The sequence below is a fragment of the Actinomadura fulvescens genome, assembly GCF_039533225.1.
Classification (GTDB): domain Bacteria; phylum Actinomycetota; class Actinomycetes; order Streptosporangiales; family Streptosporangiaceae; genus Spirillospora; species Spirillospora fulvescens.
Window position 1 is genome coordinate 621,565 of the sequence record NZ_BAAATD010000001.1, and the last position, 17,062, is coordinate 638,626.

Annotated in this window: 19 protein-coding genes; 13 read left to right on the forward strand and 6 right to left on the reverse strand. The window is 70.4% G+C overall.

The genetic code is table 11. The features are described 5' to 3' along the window. The first annotated feature begins 64 nt into the window (after positions 1–64). From urtD to leuA, 8 genes are all read left to right on the forward strand, one after another. A complete protein-coding gene (gene urtD / locus ABD333_RS02860; protein ID WP_344537367.1) occupies positions 65–814 on the forward strand; it encodes an urea ABC transporter ATP-binding protein UrtD in 750 nt (249 codons plus the stop codon). After that, positions 814–1,509 (forward strand): urea ABC transporter ATP-binding subunit UrtE, encoded by a 696-nt coding sequence (gene urtE / locus ABD333_RS02865; RefSeq protein WP_344537369.1) that lies wholly within the window; start codon positions 814–816, stop codon positions 1,507–1,509. The genes urtD and urtE overlap by 1 nt, the downstream gene beginning before the upstream one ends. Before the next feature lie 193 nt (positions 1,510–1,702). Then, positions 1,703–2,551 carry a glycoside hydrolase family 16 protein gene (locus tag ABD333_RS02870; protein ID WP_344537371.1) on the forward strand — a complete coding sequence of 283 codons (849 nt, stop codon included), beginning with the start codon at positions 1,703–1,705 and terminating at the stop codon, positions 2,549–2,551. Between the two features lie 255 nt (positions 2,552–2,806). Continuing rightward, complete coding sequence (locus ABD333_RS02875) at positions 2,807–4,018, forward strand: mannosyltransferase family protein (protein ID WP_344537373.1); 1,212 nt, start codon at positions 2,807–2,809, stop codon at positions 4,016–4,018. 11 nt (positions 4,019–4,029) lie between these two features. Further along, complete coding sequence (locus ABD333_RS02880; protein ID WP_344537375.1) at positions 4,030–5,643, forward strand: glycosyltransferase; 1,614 nt, start codon at positions 4,030–4,032, stop codon at positions 5,641–5,643. Positions 5,644–5,658: 15 nt separating this feature from the next. Next, positions 5,659–6,579 carry a glycoside hydrolase family 16 protein gene (locus ABD333_RS02885; RefSeq protein ID WP_344537377.1) on the forward strand — a complete coding sequence of 307 codons (921 nt, stop codon included), beginning with the start codon at positions 5,659–5,661 and terminating at the stop codon, positions 6,577–6,579. 17 nt (positions 6,580–6,596) lie between these two features. Further along, entirely contained in the window at positions 6,597–7,325 is a 729-nt protein-coding gene (locus ABD333_RS02890) for a polyprenol monophosphomannose synthase (RefSeq protein ID WP_344537379.1), read from the forward strand. Between the two features lie 213 nt (positions 7,326–7,538). Beyond that, positions 7,539–9,242, forward strand: a complete 1,704-nt coding sequence (leuA, locus tag ABD333_RS02895) for a 2-isopropylmalate synthase (protein WP_344537381.1) — start codon at positions 7,539–7,541, stop codon at positions 9,240–9,242. Between the two features lie 276 nt (positions 9,243–9,518). Here the strand turns inward: leuA and ABD333_RS02900 are convergent, their stop codons facing one another. Together ABD333_RS02900 and ABD333_RS02905 are read right to left on the reverse strand one after the other, a co-directional pair. Continuing rightward, positions 9,519–9,773, reverse strand: coding sequence for a protealysin inhibitor emfourin (locus ABD333_RS02900; RefSeq protein WP_344537383.1), 255 nt, complete (start codon positions 9,771–9,773; stop codon positions 9,519–9,521). A 21-nt stretch (positions 9,774–9,794) separates the two neighbouring features. After that, complete coding sequence (locus ABD333_RS02905) at positions 9,795–10,823, reverse strand: M4 family metallopeptidase (RefSeq protein WP_344537385.1); 1,029 nt, start codon at positions 10,821–10,823, stop codon at positions 9,795–9,797. A 119-nt stretch (positions 10,824–10,942) separates the two neighbouring features. Between ABD333_RS02905 and recO the strand changes: the two genes are divergently transcribed. The 5 genes from recO to ABD333_RS02930 all read left to right on the forward strand — a co-directional run bounded on the left by recO (position 10,943) and on the right by ABD333_RS02930 (position 14,535). Next, positions 10,943–11,707: a DNA repair protein RecO gene (recO, locus tag ABD333_RS02910; RefSeq protein WP_344537387.1), complete on the forward strand. Its 765-nt coding sequence runs from the start codon at positions 10,943–10,945 to the stop codon at positions 11,705–11,707. Then, the gene (locus ABD333_RS02915; protein ID WP_344537389.1) at positions 11,704–12,501 is read left to right on the forward strand and encodes an isoprenyl transferase; all 798 of its coding nucleotides are present in this window, start codon (positions 11,704–11,706) and stop codon (positions 12,499–12,501) included. The genes recO and ABD333_RS02915 overlap by 4 nt, the downstream gene beginning before the upstream one ends. A 232-nt stretch (positions 12,502–12,733) precedes the next feature. Beyond that, the gene (locus ABD333_RS02920) at positions 12,734–13,510 is read left to right on the forward strand and encodes a TauD/TfdA dioxygenase family protein (protein ID WP_344537390.1); all 777 of its coding nucleotides are present in this window, start codon (positions 12,734–12,736) and stop codon (positions 13,508–13,510) included. Positions 13,511–13,520: 10 nt separating this feature from the next. Further along, positions 13,521–13,922, forward strand: coding sequence for an ABC transporter permease (locus tag ABD333_RS02925; protein ID WP_344537392.1), 402 nt, complete (start codon positions 13,521–13,523; stop codon positions 13,920–13,922). Continuing rightward, complete coding sequence (locus ABD333_RS02930) at positions 13,906–14,535, forward strand: ABC transporter ATP-binding protein (RefSeq protein ID WP_344537394.1); 630 nt, start codon at positions 13,906–13,908, stop codon at positions 14,533–14,535. Before ABD333_RS02925 ends, ABD333_RS02930 begins: the two co-directional genes overlap by 17 nt. A 63-nt stretch (positions 14,536–14,598) precedes the next feature. Here the strand turns inward: ABD333_RS02930 and ABD333_RS02935 are convergent, their stop codons facing one another. The 4 genes from ABD333_RS02935 to ABD333_RS02950 are packed head-to-tail and all read right to left on the reverse strand — an operon-like array spanning position 14,599 to position 17,057. Beyond that, positions 14,599–15,024, reverse strand: coding sequence for an OsmC family protein (locus ABD333_RS02935; RefSeq protein ID WP_344537396.1), 426 nt, complete (start codon positions 15,022–15,024; stop codon positions 14,599–14,601). A gap of 52 nt (positions 15,025–15,076) precedes the next feature. Continuing rightward, entirely contained in the window at positions 15,077–15,466 is a 390-nt protein-coding gene (locus tag ABD333_RS02940) for a Fur family transcriptional regulator (RefSeq protein ID WP_344537398.1), read from the reverse strand. Beyond that, a complete protein-coding gene (locus ABD333_RS02945) occupies positions 15,463–16,347 on the reverse strand; it encodes a metal ABC transporter permease (protein ID WP_344537400.1) in 885 nt (294 codons plus the stop codon). The genes ABD333_RS02940 and ABD333_RS02945 overlap by 4 nt, the downstream gene beginning before the upstream one ends. Then, positions 16,344–17,057 (reverse strand): metal ABC transporter ATP-binding protein, encoded by a 714-nt coding sequence (locus tag ABD333_RS02950; RefSeq protein ID WP_344537401.1) that lies wholly within the window; start codon positions 17,055–17,057, stop codon positions 16,344–16,346. The genes ABD333_RS02945 and ABD333_RS02950 overlap by 4 nt, the downstream gene beginning before the upstream one ends. Positions 17,058–17,062: the final 5 nt, after the last annotated feature.

The following is a 17,062-nucleotide window of genomic DNA, read 5'->3' on the forward strand; positions in this document are numbered from 1 at the left end:
CATGAGCGAGCGGAGCGAGCGTTCCGGGGGGCGTGGGGGGTCGTCCCCCCACAAGGGAGCAGGCATGACCGGCTCCTTGCTGGAGATCCGCGGTCTTGAGGTGGTCTTCGACGGCTTCCGGGCGATCAACGGGGTCGACCTGACCGTGGGGGAGGGGGAGCTGCGCTTCCTCATCGGCCCCAACGGCGCGGGCAAGACCACGCTGATCGACGTGGTCACCGGGCTCACCAGGCCCGCGGCCGGGACGGTCACGTTCGCGGGCACCGAGCTCACCGGCCGCAAGGAGCACAGGATCGTGCGGCTCGGCATCGGCCGCACCTTCCAGACCTCGGTCGTGTTCGAGGAGCTGACCGTCGTCGAGAACCTTGACCTCGCGGCGGGCTTCCGCCGCCCGCTCGCGGCGCTCCTGCGCCGCCGCCGCGGGATCTCCGAGACGGTGGCGACGGCCCTCGACACCATCGGGCTGACCGGTCTCGCGGACCGGCCCGCCGGCGTCCTGTCGCACGGTCAGCGCCAGTGGCTGGAGATCGGCATGCTGATCGCCCAGCGGCCCCGGCTCCTCCTGCTGGACGAGCCGGTCGCCGGGATGAGCAAGGACGAACGCGAACGCACCGGCGAGCTCCTCACCGAGATCGCCAAGGACCACACGGTGATCGTGGTGGAGCACGACATGGAGTTCCTGCGCCGCTACGCCTCGCGGGTCACCGTCCTGCACGAGGGCGCCGTCCTGGTCGAGGGCGACGTAGCCACGGTGCAGTCCGATCCCCGGGTCCAGGAGGTCTACCTGGGCCGCAAGCGCGAGGAGGCGGTGTGATGCTCGAAGTCGCCGGCCTGGAGGCCTCCTACGGCCGTGCCCGGGTGCTCTTCGGCGTCGACCTCACGGTCGAGGCCGGGCAGCTCCTGTGCGTCATGGGCCGCAACGGCGTCGGCAAGACGACGCTCCTCAACTCGATCATGGGCGTCCTCGCCCCGGCGGCGGGCACGGTCGTCTTCGACGGCGAGGACGTCACCAGGGTCCCCACGTACGAACGCGTCCGGCGCGGCATGGGCTACGTCCCGCAGGGCCACGAGACGTTCCCCCAGCTCACCGTCGCCGAGAATCTCCAGGTCACGCTGGAGGCGTCCCGCCACCGGGACCGGTCCGCGATCGACGAGGCCCTCGACGTCTTCCCCGGCCTCAAGGAGCTGCTGACCCGCCGCGCCGGCTTCCTGTCCGGCGGCCAGCAACAGCAGCTCGCCATCGCGCGGGCCCTGGTCACCCGCCCGCGCCTGCTGATCCTCGACGAGCCCACCGAGGGCATCCAGCCCTCGATCGTCGTCGAGATCGAGCAGGCCGTTGAACGCCTCCACCGGGAGGCCGGCCTGGCCGTCCTCCTGGTCGAGCAGTACCTGGACCTGGCCCTCCGCCTGGCCGACGCCTTCGTCATCATCGAAGGCGGCGCCGTCCAGCACTCCGGCACCGCCGACGACCTGCGAGACGACCAGGTCAAACGCCTCCTCGCCATCTGACCCCGTCACTCGTCCTCGATCCAGGGCCCTGGCCTTCGATCTCGATCCCGTACGCCCGGTGTGCATCCTTCGCCCCATATGCCGGTACTGTGCTCAGCTGTCGCGATGGTGCCCTCCGAGGGCGTGGCGGGGAGCGGAGAGTGATCGGGCGATGAGGCTGCGTCTGCGGGTGAAGGGTTCTCGGCGGAGGACGGTGGCACTGGTAACGGCCGTCGGGCTGACGGTCGGCGCGGCGGGGACGGCCGCCGGACTCGCCGGAGAGGACGCGCCGGGAGCGGGCGCACCCAATGCCGACGCGGTGGCGGCGCGCGCGGCCGCCGGGAAGCCCAAGATCACGCTGCCGAAGGTCAAGTGGAAGCGCACCTGGTCCGACGAGTTCAACGGCCGCGGGCGCCCCACCGCCAAGTGGCGCGCGGCCATCGGCAACGGCAAGAAGGGCTGGACCCACCGGGCCCTGCAGTACTACCGCTGGGAGAACGCGTCGCTGACCGGCAAGGGCCAGCTCGTGATCTCCGCGAACAAGGAGCCGCGCTCGACCAAGCTCAAGTGCTGGTACGGGCCGTGCAAGTACACGTCGGCCCGGTTGCAGACGAACGGCAAGTTCGCGCAGCGGTACGGCCGTTTCGCCATCCGTGCCAAGCTGCCGACCGGGCAGGGGATGTGGCCCGCCTTCTGGATGCAGCGGTCCGCCCCGTACGGCGAGATCGACGTCATCGAGACCATCGGCAAGTACCCCAAGCTGGCCCAGGGATGGGCGCACGACGGGCGCAAGCGCCGGGGCGGCGGCAAGCTGCAGATGCGGCAGCCGTTGAGCGCGGGCTTCCACACCTACGGCGTCGACTGGACGCCGTGGCGGATCGTGTGGTGGGTGGACGGCAAGCCCTACGCCCAGATGAAGCGTTACAAGGGCTGGCCGTTCGATAAGGCGCATTACCTGATTCTGAGCCTGCAGGTCGGCGGCAATTGGCCAGGCTCACCCAGTGCCAAGACCCGTTTCCCGCAGCGGATGCAGGTCGACTGGGTGCGGGCGTACCGCGCCTGACGTGGGCGGTCGGCGCGACGCCGGCCACCGAGAGCAGGACGCGCGACGGGCCGGATTGGTTGACCTTCGACGGCCGTGTCATCGGGTGATAATCGTCGCGACCCGAAATGCGTGGATATCACATATCATGTCCCGGCGGGGGCGGCTCATGGGGCGTTCGGGTCCCTGCGGCCCGGCCGGGAACCCGCTGTGCTGAACCTCGGTGATCTCGCTGGCCGTCCGTTCGTCCGTAGTTCAGCCAGGGGGAGTCTCCGAGTGGTCCTGCACGGTTCGCGGGAGACGCGTCTCGACGTCTTCCGCCACGAGCCGGATCTCGATCTGGACGGCTACCGCCCGCTTCCCGAACACGTCGAGACCGAGGCGGACCGCAGGTCCCGGATCGGCTTCGGCGACGCGCTGCCGGCGCTGGCCCTCTACGCGGTCGTCCGCGCCGTCGGCGTGTACGTGCTCTGGGCCTGGGGGGCGTCGCGCGACAAGGCGCTGGTCGACCTGCTCGGCCGGTCCTGGGACTCCAACTGGTTCCTCGCGATCGCCCAGAGCGGTTACGACTACGGCGACACCGAGCGCAGCAATCTGGCGTTCTTCCCGCTCTACCCCCTGCTTCTCAAGGGGACCGACACCGTCCTGCCGCTCGACGGCGCCGAGGCGGGCATCCTCGTCGCCTGGCTGGCCGCCCTGGCGGCGGCCTGGGGACTCTTCGCGGTCGGCACCCACGTGCACGACCGGCGCACCGGAATCATGCTGGCCGTGCTGTGGGGCGTGATCCCGCACGGGATCACCCAGTCGATGGCCTACACCGAGGGCCTGTTCACCGCCCTCGCCGCATGGGCGCTCTACGCCGTGCTCGCCAGGCAGTGGCTGGTCGCGGGCGTGCTGTGCCTGGTGGCCGGGCTGAGCAGGCCCACGGCCTCGGCACTCATCGGCGCGGTCTGCCTGGCCGCCCTCGTAGCCCTGATCCGGCGCCGCGACGGCTGGCGCCCCGCGTTCGCGCTGCTCGTCGGGCCGCTCGGCTGGCTCGCGTACCTGGCCTGGGTCGGGCAGCGGGTCGGACGGCCGGACGCCTGGTTCCAGATCCAGGGCGAGCAATGGGGCACGACGTTCGACGGCGGGTTCTACACGTTCAACAAGGCCAGAGAGGTGCTGAGCCGGGCCTCCGAGCTTGAGAACTACGTGGTGACCTTCGTTCTCCTGGTCGCCGTGGCGCTCTTCGTCATGAGCCTCATCGACCGGCAGCCCTGGCCGCTGCTCGTCTACTCGGCGCTGATGCTGATCACGTCCCTGGGCGGCGAGAACTACTACCACTCCAAGGCCCGCTACATCGTGCCCGCGTTCGCCCTCCTCCTGCCCGCCGCGGTGGGACTGAGCCGCGCCCACCTCGGCAAGGCCGTCGTCACGCTCACGACCGTCTGCCTCGTGTCGGCCTTCATGGGCGGCTACCTGCTCCTGGTCTGGAAGCACTCACCATGAGAGGCCACGACATGGAACCGCGTGACGGTTCGGTCACGACGATGGCGCCGGGCAAGGCCTCGCGCCTGGGCAGCCTGGTCGCTTTTCTCGTCTTCGGCACGATCGCCTACTTCTACGGCACGCCCCAAGAACTCGGCGTTCTCGGCTACTTCCTGCTGGGCCTGCTGGGGGTCAAGCTCGTGCTGGCGCTCTGCTACACGCCGGTGCGCGCACGCCGCGGAAGGGCCGGTCCGCCCCTCGACGCGGCCGTGGTGGTGCCGATCTACAACGAGGACCCCGAGATCCTGCGGCGCTGCCTGCTGACGATCCTGGACCAGACCGAGCCGCCGCGAACCGTGATGGTGATCGACGACGGGAGCTCCTCCGACGACGCGGCGCGGATCGCCGAGACTCTGGTGGGAACGTTCCTGCACCGGGGCGTCCGCCTGCTGGTCCTGCGCCAGGAGCGGAACATGGGCAAGCGGGAGGCACTGGCCCGCGGCTTCCTCACCGCCCCGCACGCCGACGTCTACATCGGCGTCGACAGCGACACGGTCCTGCACGCGCACGCGTTCGCCGAGCTGCTGGCGCCCATGTCCGCCGACAAGAGCGTGACGGGCGTCACCGGGATGGTGCTGGCCTCCAACTACAAGGTCAACGTCCTCACCCGGCTCATCGAACTGCGGTACGCCAACGCGTTCCTCTACGAGCGCGCCGCGTACTCGGTGCTGCGGAGCGTGCTGTGCTGTTGCGGCTCGCTGGCCGCCTACCGGGGCTGGGTCGCGCACAAGTACCTGGACGACTTCCGCACCCAGACGTTCATGGGGCAGCCCGCGGTGGTCGGCGACGACCGCCGGCTGACGAACTACTGCCTGCTGGAAGGGAAGGTCCTGCTCCAGAGCAGCGCGCTGGCCGAGACCGCGGTGCCGGAACGCATGGGGCACTACCTGCGCCAGCAGTCCCGGTGGAACAGGTCCTTCTTCCGCGAGACGCTCTGGTGCCTCAAGACCTTCCCGTTCCGGCGGCCGGTCGCGTTCGTGCTGTCGTTCATCGAGATCGCGAGCTGGCTGGTCTTCACGGCCACGCTGCTCTACTCGCTGGTGATCTTCCCGCTGGTGCACGGCAGGTTCCTGCTCCCGCAGTACTCCGCGATGATCGTGTGCTTCGGCTATCTGCGTTCGGTCCGCTACCTGGACCTGCCCCGGCCCGGCATCGGCCCGTTCGGAAAGCTGGGGATCTTCATGCTGGCCCCGCTGTACGGCCTCATGCACATCGTCCTGCTGCTGCCCATCCGGGTCTTCTCGCTGATGACCCTCCAGACCGCGAACTGGGGGACGCGCCAGCAGGTCGAGGTCGCGGTCGAGCCGGCGGCGCACGCCGAGCCGGCTCCGCTGCCGCCGCTGCCGCTCCCACCGGAGCCGCGGTACGCGCCACCGGTGACGGCGGAGGGACAGTTCGCGCCACCGCCGGGGCCCGCTGGAGCGCCACCGAACGCGCGGCCCACGGGAGCGCCACCGAACGCGCGGCCCGCTGGAGCGCCACCGAACGCGCGCCCGCGACCCACGGCCGCGGCTCCGACCGCGCCCCAGCCTGTGGTGACCGAGCCGCGGCACCAAGCCGCATTCGAGGAGTTCTGGACACGATGACCCGGGGGAACGAGCATGAGTGACGGCAAGGCGGCCTGGGGGCCACGTCTCCAGGCCCTGGCCGCGGTCGTCGCAGGCGGGCTCCTCGCCGTGGGCACGGCCGTCCATGTGGTCGGCGACTCGGGCGGCCGGACGGTGCGCGCGCAACAGGACTCGGACGCACCCAGACCCGCGACGAAGGGCGCGTCGTCGGCCGTGGACCCGAACACCAGGCTCCCGCGCCGGGGCTGGAAGGTCGTCTGGTCCGACGAGTTCGGCGGCCGGGGCGCACCCTCGCCCGGCAAGTGGTTCATCCAGAGCGGAGACCGCGGCGGCTGGGGCGTGGGCGGGCTCGCCTACTACCACCAGGCCAACGTGCGCAGGAACGGGCGCGGGCAGCTCGTCATCGCCGCGACGAAGGACACCTCCGGCACCAAGTGCTGGTACGGCCGGTGCCAGTACCGGTCCGGCCGGATCCAGACGGCCGGTCACTTCTCGCTGGCGTACGGGCGGTTCGCGGCCCGGATCAAGTTCCCCACCGGCAAGGGGATCTTCCCGGCGTTCTGGCTGCAGAGCCAGCACGCCCGATACGGCTCCAAGCGGTACGCGGAGATCGACATCGCGGAGATCTTCGGGGCCCGGCCGCAGCAGGTGCTCGGCGCCGCCCACCACACCAGGCGGGTGCGCAACCTCACGGCCACGCTGTCCCGGCCGGTCGACTCGGGCTACCGCCTCTACGGCGTCGACTGGAGCCCGACGGAGATCCGGTGGTGGGTCGACGGCAAGGTCTACGGCCGGATGAAGCGCTACCCGGGCTGGTCGTTCGACCAGCCCATGCAGATCATCCTGAACCTGCAGGTCGGCGGCAAATGGCAGGGCCCGCCGGACGCGAGCACGCCGTTCCCGGCCGCCATGTCCGTGGACTGGGTGCGGGTGTACGAGTCCCTCCGGGACTAGGCGGAGAAGGCGCGGCGATGACGGTAGTGATCATTCCTACGTTCAACGAGCGGGAGAACCTGCCGTTGATCGTGAAGCGGGTGCGGGCGGCCACGCCGGACGTGGACGTGCTGGTCGTGGACGACAACAGCCCGGACGGTACCGGCGAACTGGCGGACCGGATCGCCGCGGACGACCCGAAGGTGCACGTGCTGCACCGGACGGCCAAGGACGGGCTGGGCGCCGCGTACATCGCGGGATTCCGGTGGGCACTGGAACGCGGCTACGACGTCATGGTCGAGATGGACGCCGACGGCTCGCACCGGCCGGAGGAGCTGCCGCGGCTGCTCGATGCCCTGGAGTCGGCGGATCTGGTGATCGGGGCACGGTGGGTGCCCGGCGGCCGTGTGGTCAACTGGCCTCGCCACCGTGAGGTCCTCTCACGCGGGGGCAACACGTACGCGCGGCTCATGCTGGGCTTCCACCTGCGTGACGCGACCGCGGGCTACCGGGCGTTCCGGCGGGTGGCCCTGGAGAAGATCGTTCTGGACTCGGTGGACTCGAAGGGCTACTGCTTCCAGATCGACATGGCGCTGCGCGCCGTCCAGGCGGGGCTCACGGTCGTCGAGGTGCCGATCACGTTCGTGGAGCGGACGCACGGGGTCAGCAAGATGAGCGGCTCGATCGTGGCGGAGGCCATGTGGCGGGTCACACAGTGGGCGCTGACCCGCCGCCGGGTGCGGGCCGAGGGGAATTTCGGGCGCTGACGTGGGCGTTTGTGTCCCGGTGGGGGATGTGCGGCAGCGTCTCAAATGGCGGACGGTGTTTCCGTGACGCGGATGGAATCTGTTAGCTTGGCCAGCGTGTTGCGTGAGCTGCTCCTCCTTAGCGGCCGCAGCGGGGGCCTGTAACAGGTCGGCTCCCTCGCTGCGGGACTTTGACGTGGACGTCGGCCGCAGGATCTGAGCAGAGGGAATCGGATGTATCCGCAACAGCAGTCTTCCGGTATGCCGTTCGAGCGTTATCGGCCGTTTGAAGCGATCAAGCTCACGGACCGGACCTGGCCGGACAAGGTGATCACCGAGGCGCCCCGGTGGTGCGCGGTGGACCTGCGCGACGGCAACCAGGCCCTGATCGACCCGATGGACCCCCAGCGCAAGCTGCGGATGTTCGAGCTCCTGGTACGGATGGGCTACAAGGAGATCGAGGTCGGGTTCCCGGCGGCCAGCCAGACCGACTTCGACTTCGTACGGCAGATCATCGAGGAAGGCCGGATCCCCGACGACGTGGTGATCCAGGTGCTGACCCAGGCGCGGCCCGAGCTGATCGAGCGGACCTTCGAGGCCGTACGGGGCGCCAAGCAGGCCATCGTCCACCTCTACAACTCCACCAGCACGCTGCAGCGCCGGGTGGTGTTCGGCCAGGACAAGGACGGCATCACCGCCATCGCGGTCGAGGGCGCCAAGCTGTGCAAGAAGCTGGCCGACGACATGGGCGACACCCAGATCTTCTTCGAGTACTCGCCGGAGTCCTTCACCGGGACGGAGCTGGAGTACGCGGTCGAGGTCTGCAACGCCGTCAACGACGTGTGGCAGCCCACGCCGGAGTGGAAGACGATCGTCAACCTGCCGGCGACGGTCGAGATGGCCACGCCCAACGTCTACGCCGACCAGATCGAGTGGATGAACCGCAACCTGGCCCACCGCGACTCGGTCATCCTGTCGCTGCACCCGCACAACGACCGCGGCACGGCGGTCGCGGCGGCCGAGCTGGGCTACCTGGCCGGGGCCGACCGCATCGAGGGCTGCCTGTTCGGCAACGGCGAGCGCACCGGCAACGTCTGCCTGGTGACGCTGGGCCTCAACCTCTTCACCCAGGGCGTGGACCCGCGGATCGACTTCTCCGACATCGACGAGATCCGGCGGACGGTCGAGTACTGCAACCAGCTGCCGGTCCACGAGCGGCACCCGTACGGCGGCGACCTGGTCTACACCGCGTTCTCGGGCTCGCACCAGGACGCCATCAACAAGGGCTTCGACCACCTCCAGCGCGACGCCGACGCCGCGGGCGTGCCGGTGGACGAGTTCACCTGGGCCGTCCCGTACCTGCCGATCGACCCCAAGGACGTCGGCCGCTCGTACGAGGCCGTGATCCGGGTCAACAGCCAGTCCGGCAAGGGCGGCGTCGCCTACATCATGAAGACCGAGCACGCGCTGGAGCTGCCGCGCCGGCTGCAGATCGAGTTCTCCCAGGTGGTGCAGCGGCACACCGACAGCGAGGGCGGCGAGGTCTCGGCCGACCTCATGTGGGAGATCTTCGAGAAGGAGTTCCTGGTCAGCGGACCCCGCGTGGGCCTGCTCGCGCACCGCGCGACGTCCCGGGTGGACGAGAAGGACGTGCTCAACTGCGACATCCGGATCGACGGGGAGATCCGCGAGATCGAGGGCGTCGGCAACGGCCCGGTCTCGGCGTTCGAGGAGGCCCTCGCCGGAGTCGGGATCAACGTCCGGGTGCTCGACTACAGCGAGCACGCGCTGAGCGCCGGCGGCGACGCCCGCGCCGCCGCCTACGTCGAGTGCGACGTCGACGGCACGACCGTCTGGGGCGTGGGCATCGACGGCAACATCGTCACCGCCTCCCTCAAGGCCATGCTGTCGGCCGTAAACCGAGTGGCTCGTTCTTAATGGCTTTCGCGGCCTCGGGATCCTCGCCTGGCGGCTCGGACCCCGAACCGCAAAAGCGGCGAGTGCGACATCGCTTCGCGATCTTCACGCGAAGCTTCGCTGGCGCTCGCTCCGGCTCAGGTAGCGCACTCGCGGTGCGCGGCAGGGCCGCTGAAGAAGCTTTCCTTGCCCCCGTGGGCTGAGGAATGCGGAGCCCGGTCACAACGGTGTGATCCATGCGTGTGATCGCTGTTCAGACCCGGCCGTGACGACCTCACGGCCGGGTCTGTCGTACTTTCAGGACGGGCGGCCCAGCACGTGGTGGACCAGCTCGCGGAGGGGGCCGTTCAGCTGTGCCTCTCCGACGGTGGCCGTGTCGCCGTCGATGTCGATGTCGTACAGGAACTGGTCGGGAATGCGCCCGGGCGGTGGGACGGCGTCGAGGTCGACACGGTCCACCAGCCGGCGCAGCAGCGGATCGCTCGCGGTGTCGGACTCGCCCCGCGTCTCGATGCCCGCGAAACCGCCGCTGCGGACCACTTTCACCCTCACGCTGTCACCTCGGGTCGTTCGTCACGCCTGGACGCCTACCCCCGACCACGCCTCTTGTATCGCACTGGTCTCGGCTCCGTCGGCCCCGTACAGCTCCGTGGCGGTGGCGATCGTGGCTGCCGCGAAGCCTGCGAAGTTCTCATCCACCTTGATGTTGCCGCCGGTGAGCGTGTCGTACCAGACCCGGCCCGCCTTTTCCCAGGCGTTGCCGCCGATGGCGACGGACGCCAGGTAGAACGCGCGGTTGGGGATGCCGGAGTTGATGTGGACGCCGCCGTTGTCGCGGTGCGTGTCGACGTAGTCGTCCATGTGGCCGGGCTGCGGGTCCTTGCCGAGCCGGGGATCGTCGTAGGCGGTCCCGGGCTCCTTCATCGACCGCAGCGCCTTGCCGTTGACGCCCTCGGCGAGCAGGCCCTGCCCGATCAGCCAGTCGGCCTGGTCGGCGGTGTGCCCCAGGTGCCACTGCTTGACCAGCGACCCGAACACGTCGGAGACCGACTCGTTGAGGGCGCCGGCCTGGCCGTAGTACTCCAGGTTGGCGGTGTACTGCGTGATGCCGTGCACGAGCTCGTGACCGGTGACGTCGAGCGGCCCGGTGAACGCGGTGAACAGCACCCCGTCGCCGTCTCCGTAGACCATCTGACTGCCGTTCCAGAAGGCGTTGTCGTAGTCGCGACCGTAGTGCACCGTGGAGATCATCGGCAGGCCCCCGGCATCGATCGAGTTGCGCCGGTAGGCGGCCTCGAAGAAGTCGAAGGTGACCCCGAGCCACTCGTACGCCCGGTCGACGATCTTGTCGCCGGTGGCCGGCGCGCCCTCGGCGCGGACGGTCTCGCCAGGCAGGACCTCGAGCTGCTGCGCGTCCGCGACCGTTCGGTTGGGGACGAAGTCCTCGGTGGGGGAGGGGGCCTCGACCGGCAGGGTGCGCCGTTCGGTGCGCAATGCCGAGCTCAGCGCCAGGGTGTGGCGGGCGATGTCGCGGAGGGCGGGGTCGTCGGCGTCGCGGACGACCTGCTCCAGCATGTGCGGAGGCACGATGGTGCATCTCATGAACCTACGCTGTCAGGTGGTTGTGATTCAGGCCACAGCTTTGCCGGTTCCTGTGCGACCGGTTGCGGTCACTGACGGTGATGGACGCCACCTGTCCCGGAGTACGGGAGAATGGGCGGGTGACGCTCTACCGGGACGAAGGCATCGTGCTGCGCACCCAGAAGCTGGGTGAGGCCGACCGCATCGTGACGGTCCTGACCCGGCGCACGGGACGCATCCGCGCCGCGGCCAAGGGCGTCCGCAAGACCAAGTCGCGGTTCGGGGCGCGGCTGGAGCCGTTCACCCACGTCGATCTGCAGCTGTACGAGCGGCGGTCGCTCGACCTGATCACGCAGGCCGAGACGCTGCGCCCGTACGGGGAGGGGCTGGTCACCGACTATCCCCGCTACACGGCGGGCACGGCGATGCTGGAGACCGCCGAGAAGCTCACCGCCGAGGAGCGCGAGCCCGCGCTGCGGCAGTTCCTGCTGCTGGTGGGCGCGCTGCGCACGCTGGTGGAGCGTGACCACGATCCCCGGCTGGTGCTCGACGCGTTCCTGCTGCGGTCGTTGTCGGTGGCGGGCTGGGCGCCGGCGCTCGACGAGTGCGGCCGCTGCGGTGACCGCGGCCAGCTGCGCGGCTTCGCGATCGCGGCGGGCGGCGCGGTCTGCGCCCGCTGCCGTCAGCCGGGCGCCGCGACGCCCGCGCCGCCGACGTTCGGGCTGATGCTGGCGCTGCTGCGCGGCGACTGGGAGTACGCCGACGGGAGCGAGCCGCGCCACCGGGTAGAGTGCAGCGGCCTCGTCGCCGCCTACCTGCAGTGGCATCTGGAGCACGGCATCCGGTCGCTCCGGCATGTGGAACGCGACGAGAAGGGAACGAGTTTGCGCAGGGAGAGAGCTTGAGAAGGGCCGTTCAGCCGCCGTACCCGCATCCCGGCGGCGCCCGCCCGCCCGCGATCCCGGCCGATCTGGTGCCCCGGCACGTCGCCATCGTCATGGACGGCAACGGGCGCTGGGCCAAGGAACGCGGGCTGCCGCGCACCGAGGGCCACAAGATGGGGGAGGACTCCCTCTTCGACGTGATCATGGGTGCGATCGAGCTGGGCATCCCCAACCTGTCGGCGTACGCCTTCTCCACCGAGAACTGGAAGCGCTCGCCCGACGAGGTGCGCTTCCTCATGGGCTTCAACCGGGACGTGATCCGGCGGCGCCGTGACCAGCTGCACTCGATGGGCGTGCGCGTGCGCTGGGCGGGGCGGCGGCCGAGGCTCTGGCGCAGCGTCATCAAGGAGCTTGAGGACGCCGAGGAGATGACGCGCCACAACGACGTGCTCACCCTGCAGTTCTGCGTCAACTACGGCGGCCGGGCCGAGATCGCCGACGCGGCCGCGGCCATCGCCCGGGACGTCAAGGCCGGCAAGCTCAACCCCGACAAGATCACGGAGAAGGTCTTCGCTCGTTATCTGGACGAGCCGGGCATTCCCGATGTCGATCTGTTCCTGCGCTCGTCGGGCGAGCAGCGGATCTCCAACTTCCTGCTCTGGCAGTCGGCGTACGCCGAGATGGTCTTCCTCGACACGCTGTGGCCCGACTTCGACCGGCGCCATCTGTGGCACGCCTGCGAGCTCTACGCCAGCCGTGACCGCCGTTATGGAGGGGCCGTCCCCAACTCGGTCGAACCCACGACCATCCGCTAGGAGTCTTTTCCTACCGGCTTTGTTGACTTTTCGGCGCCGCCTGCGTAACTTCGTGCGCATGAGTCGCAACGACCTCACCCTTCGCCGCCACGTGGATCTCTGCCGCGTGGCCGCGTCGTTGTGTTCCGTCACGGGATGACGGCGCCCGGCTCCGGCGAGTCTCTCCGGTGATCCGCTGGGCGTCCCGTCCCGAAGTCCGAGAACGCGTGGTACTCGTCGACAAGGAACCGGTATGTCCCAGCAAACTCTCGTACGCCCGTCCGCCCTGGAGCTGAGCCCGGTGAGCGGCCGGATCGGGGCGGTCGTCTCGGGCGTCGAACTCTCCGGCGATCTCGCGGCGGAGACCGTCGCCGAGATCCGTCTCGCGCTCCTCCGCCACAAGGTCGTCTTCTTCCGGGGCCAGCACCAGCTGGACGCGCGCTCCCAGGCGGCCTTCACGCGGCGGCTCGGGGAGCTCGTCGATCCCGACACGGTCATCCCGTCGCTCGACGCCTGGCACAGCGACGCGACGTTCCTCGACCGGCCGCCGCTCGCCTCGGTCCAGCGCGCGCTGGAGGTCCCCGCGCACGGCGGCGACACCGTGTGGGCCAACACCGTCACCGCCTACGAGGACCTTCCGGTGGAGCTGCGCGACCTCGCCGACCGGCTGTGGTTCCTGCATTCCGCCGCGCACGGCGCGCTGGAGACCAGGCATCCGCTCGTACGGGTACATCCCGAGACCGGCGAACGGGCGATCCTGCTCGGCGGGTTCGCCACCTCGGTCGTCGGGCTGAGCCACCGCGCCGACTCCGAAGCGCTGATCAAGCTCTTCCAGGAGTACGTGACGCGGCTGGAGAACACCGTCCGCTGGCGCTGGGCGGCGGGCGACGTGGCGGTCTGGGACAACCGCGCGACCCAGCACCGCGTGGTCAACGACTTCGGAGACCGGCCGCGCCGCCTGCACAGCGTCACCATCGCGGGCGACGCGCCGATAGCGGTCGGCGACTCGTCCGCCCAGCACTCCGCCTAGGCGGCCCCTGATGTTCGTCGGCCTGACCGGATTGCCGGTCGGCATGCTCGCCGGGGCCGTACTGGCGGTCGCCGCCGGCCTCGCCCGGCTGGGCGCGGACGTCGTCGGCGGCCCGACCTTCCTGCTGCGACTGATGCCGCCACTGGCATTGGTACCGGTCGCCGTCGTTGAGCAGTCCACGGTCATGCTGGTGACGCTGACCGCCGCCGTACCGGTGTACGTCACCACGCGGGCGGCGGTAGGCGGCGCCGACCCCCGCCATCTGGAACTCGCGCGCTCGGTAGGGCTTTCCCGGCGGTCCCTGCTCCGCCGGGTGATCCTGCCGGGCGCGCTCCCCGGCTTCGTCACCGGTATGCGTTTCGCGATACCCGTGGCCTCACTCGTGCTGGTGATCTGTGAACGTCGTTCATGAGCACGTCCGGACGGCGGTGCGCGTGCGCGGCCTGGACCGCCGCTTCACGTCCAGGACCGTCCTGTTCGGCCTGGACCTCGACATCGCACCCGGCGAGTTCGTCGCGGTCCTGGGCGACACGGGCGCGGGCAAGAGCACGCTGCTGCGCATCCTGGCGGGCATGGACCGCGAAACGTACGGCCGGCTCACCCTCCCGGAGCGGCGGGCTTACGTCTTCCCCGACGCCCGCCTGCTGCCCTGGGCGCGCGTCCTCGACAACGTCATACTCGGCCTGAACGACAGGCGGCGCGGGCACCTGGCGCTCGCCGAGGTCGGACTGGCCCATCGCGCCGACGCATGGCCATCGGCGCTGTCCGAAGAGGAAACCCATCGAGTCGCTCTCGCCCGAGCCTTCGTCCGCGATCCCGAACTGCTGCTGCTGGACGAGCCGTTCCGGACCCTGGGCTCACCGGGCCGTCTCCGGATGCGCGAGCTGCTGCGGTTCCTGCTCGCGAAGCACCGCCCCGCCGTCCTGCTGGCCACCCAGGACCCGGACGAGGCGATCGACCTCGCCGACCGCGTCCTGGTGCTGCACGAGGGAGGTCTCGTGCCGGACGGACTCGGCAAGGAGTGAAGCGGAACCGCTCCGCGCCCGCCGCAGCGGACGCGAAGCGGCTCCATGACGCCGCCAGGCCGTTCAGGCGAGCGCGGCGTCGAGGGTGATCTTGGTGCCCGTGAGGGCCTTGCTGACGGGGCAGTTCTCCTTGGCGGTCTGCGCCGCCTTCTCGAAGTCGGACGCCGACAGGCCCGGCACGCTGGCGCGGACCGTCAGGTGGATGCCGGTGATGCCCTCGCCCGGCTGGAAGGTCACGTCGGCCTTCGTGTCGACCTTCTCCGGCGGGGTGCCCGCCCCGGCGAGGCCGTGCGAGAGGGCCATCGAGTAGCACGTGGAATGGGCGGCGGCGATGAGCTCCTCGGGGCTCGTCCTGCCGTTCGCCTCCTCGGCCCGCGACGGCCAGCTCACCTCGAACTCGCCGGCGTTGGAGGAGTCCAGTGAGACCTTGCCCTGGCCGCCCATCAGCGGCCCTTCCCAGTGCGCGTTCGCGGTACGTGTCGTAGCCATGGTCTGATCTTCGCTTATTACCGGCCGGTCGGCGTCATCCGACCCCCGTCTTTCAGCCTGTCCTGGCAGGAGCGGCACAATCCGAGCAGGTTCCGAAGACTTCGACCGTGTGGGTGATCTCTACGAAGCCGTGCTCGGCCCCGATGGCGTCGGCCCACTTCTCCACGGCCGGGCCCTCGACCTCGACCGTGCGGCCGCAGGCGCGGCAGACCAGATGGTGGTGGTGCTCCTCGGTGCGGCAGGCGCGGTAGACGGCCTCGCCCTCGTCCGTGCGGAGCACGTCGACCTCACCGGAGTCGCTCAGCGCCTGCAGCGCCCGGTAGACGGTGGTGAGACCGATCTTGGAGCCGTCCGCGCGCAGATCGGCGTAGATGTCCTGGGCGCTGCGGAAGTTCTCGCAACCGGCCAGAGCCTCCCGCACCGCGTTCCGACGGGCCGTCATCCCCCAAGCACCTCCGCCTCGGCTTCCACGCTGGCCCGGGCCGGTCGATCGGCGGTCGCCGCGACCGTACGGGTCCGCCGGCGTCGCAGGACCGTGCCTGCGACCACCGCGGCCACGAACACCGCCAGCGCCAGCAACACGATCGAGGGCCCCGGCGGCAGATCGTACTCGAACGACCCGGCCAGGCCGGACACCGCCGACAGTACACCGATGCCCATCGCCACGAGCATCGTGCTCTTGAATCCCCGGGTGAGCTGCTGGGCGGCCGCCACGGGCACCACCATCAGCGCGCTCACCAGCAGCAGCCCGATGGCGCGCATCGAGATGACCACGGTGACGGCGGCGGTGGCGGCGATCAGGATGCTGAGAAAGCGCACCGGCAGGCCCGCGGCCCGCGCGACCTCCTCGTCCTGGCAGAGCAGGAACAGCTCGCGCCCGAACAGCGCCACGATGCCGAGGACGGCCACCGCCAGCCCGGCCACCACGTACAGGTCGGTCGCCGACACGCTGCTGATGGAGCCGAAGAGGTACGACTGCAGGCTGGAGCCGCCGTCCTGGCCGTTGGTGAGCAGCACGCCGCCCGCCAGGCCGCCGTAGAAGAGCAGCGCGAGCGCCACGTCCGCGCCGCTGCGGCTGCGGGCGCGGAGCACCTCGATGGCGACCGCGCCGAGCACGGAGACCAGGAGGGCGCCCAGGACCGGTGATCCGCCGGTGAGCAGGCCCAGGCCGATCCCGGTCAGCGCGATGTGGCCGATGCCGTCCCCGAGCAGGGAGAGCTTGCGCTGCACGATGAACGTGCCGACCGCGGGCGCGGTCAGCCCGATCAGCACCGCCATCACCAGGGCGATGCGCATGAAATCGTACTGCAGCATCTCGGTCACGCGACGGTCCTGCTCTCCTTCGAGGGGGCGCTGTCGTGGGCGATGCGGCCGTGGTCGAGGACGACGTTCCGCGTGATGAGGGGCTCCAGCGGCCCCATCTCGTGGGTGACGAGGACCACGGTGCGGCCGGCGACCGCCAGCTCGCGCAGCGTCTGGGCCAGGGCGGCCTGGCTCGCGGCGTCCACGCCGGCGGTGGGCTCGTCCATCACGAACACGTCGGGCTCTCCGGCCAGCGCGCGGGCGATGAGCACCCGCTGCTGCTGCCCGCCCGACAGCAGGTGCGCCGAGTCACGGGCACGATCGGCCAGTCCGACCGCCTCCAGCGCGGCGTCCACCGCGGCCCTGTCGGCGGCCGAGGCCGGGCGCCAGCGCGACTGCCGTGCCACGCGTCCCGACGCCACGACCTCGCGGACGGTCGAGGGAACGCCGCCGCCCATGGGCAGCCGCTGCGGCACGTAGCCGATCCGCTGCCAGTCCCGGAAACGGGCCGGGGCCGCACCGAAGATCGCGGTGCGGCCGGCGGCCAGCGGGATCAGCCCGAGCAGGGCCTTGACCAGGGTGGACTTGCCCGCCCCGTTCGGCCCCGTGACGGCGAGGACGTCGCCGGGCGCGACGGTCAGGTCGATGCCGCGCAGCACCTCGCGCCCTTCGAGCCGGACGTGTCCGCCGGTCATCTCGAAGGGCGCCGAGCGTGCGGCGTAGGGACTCATGCCTT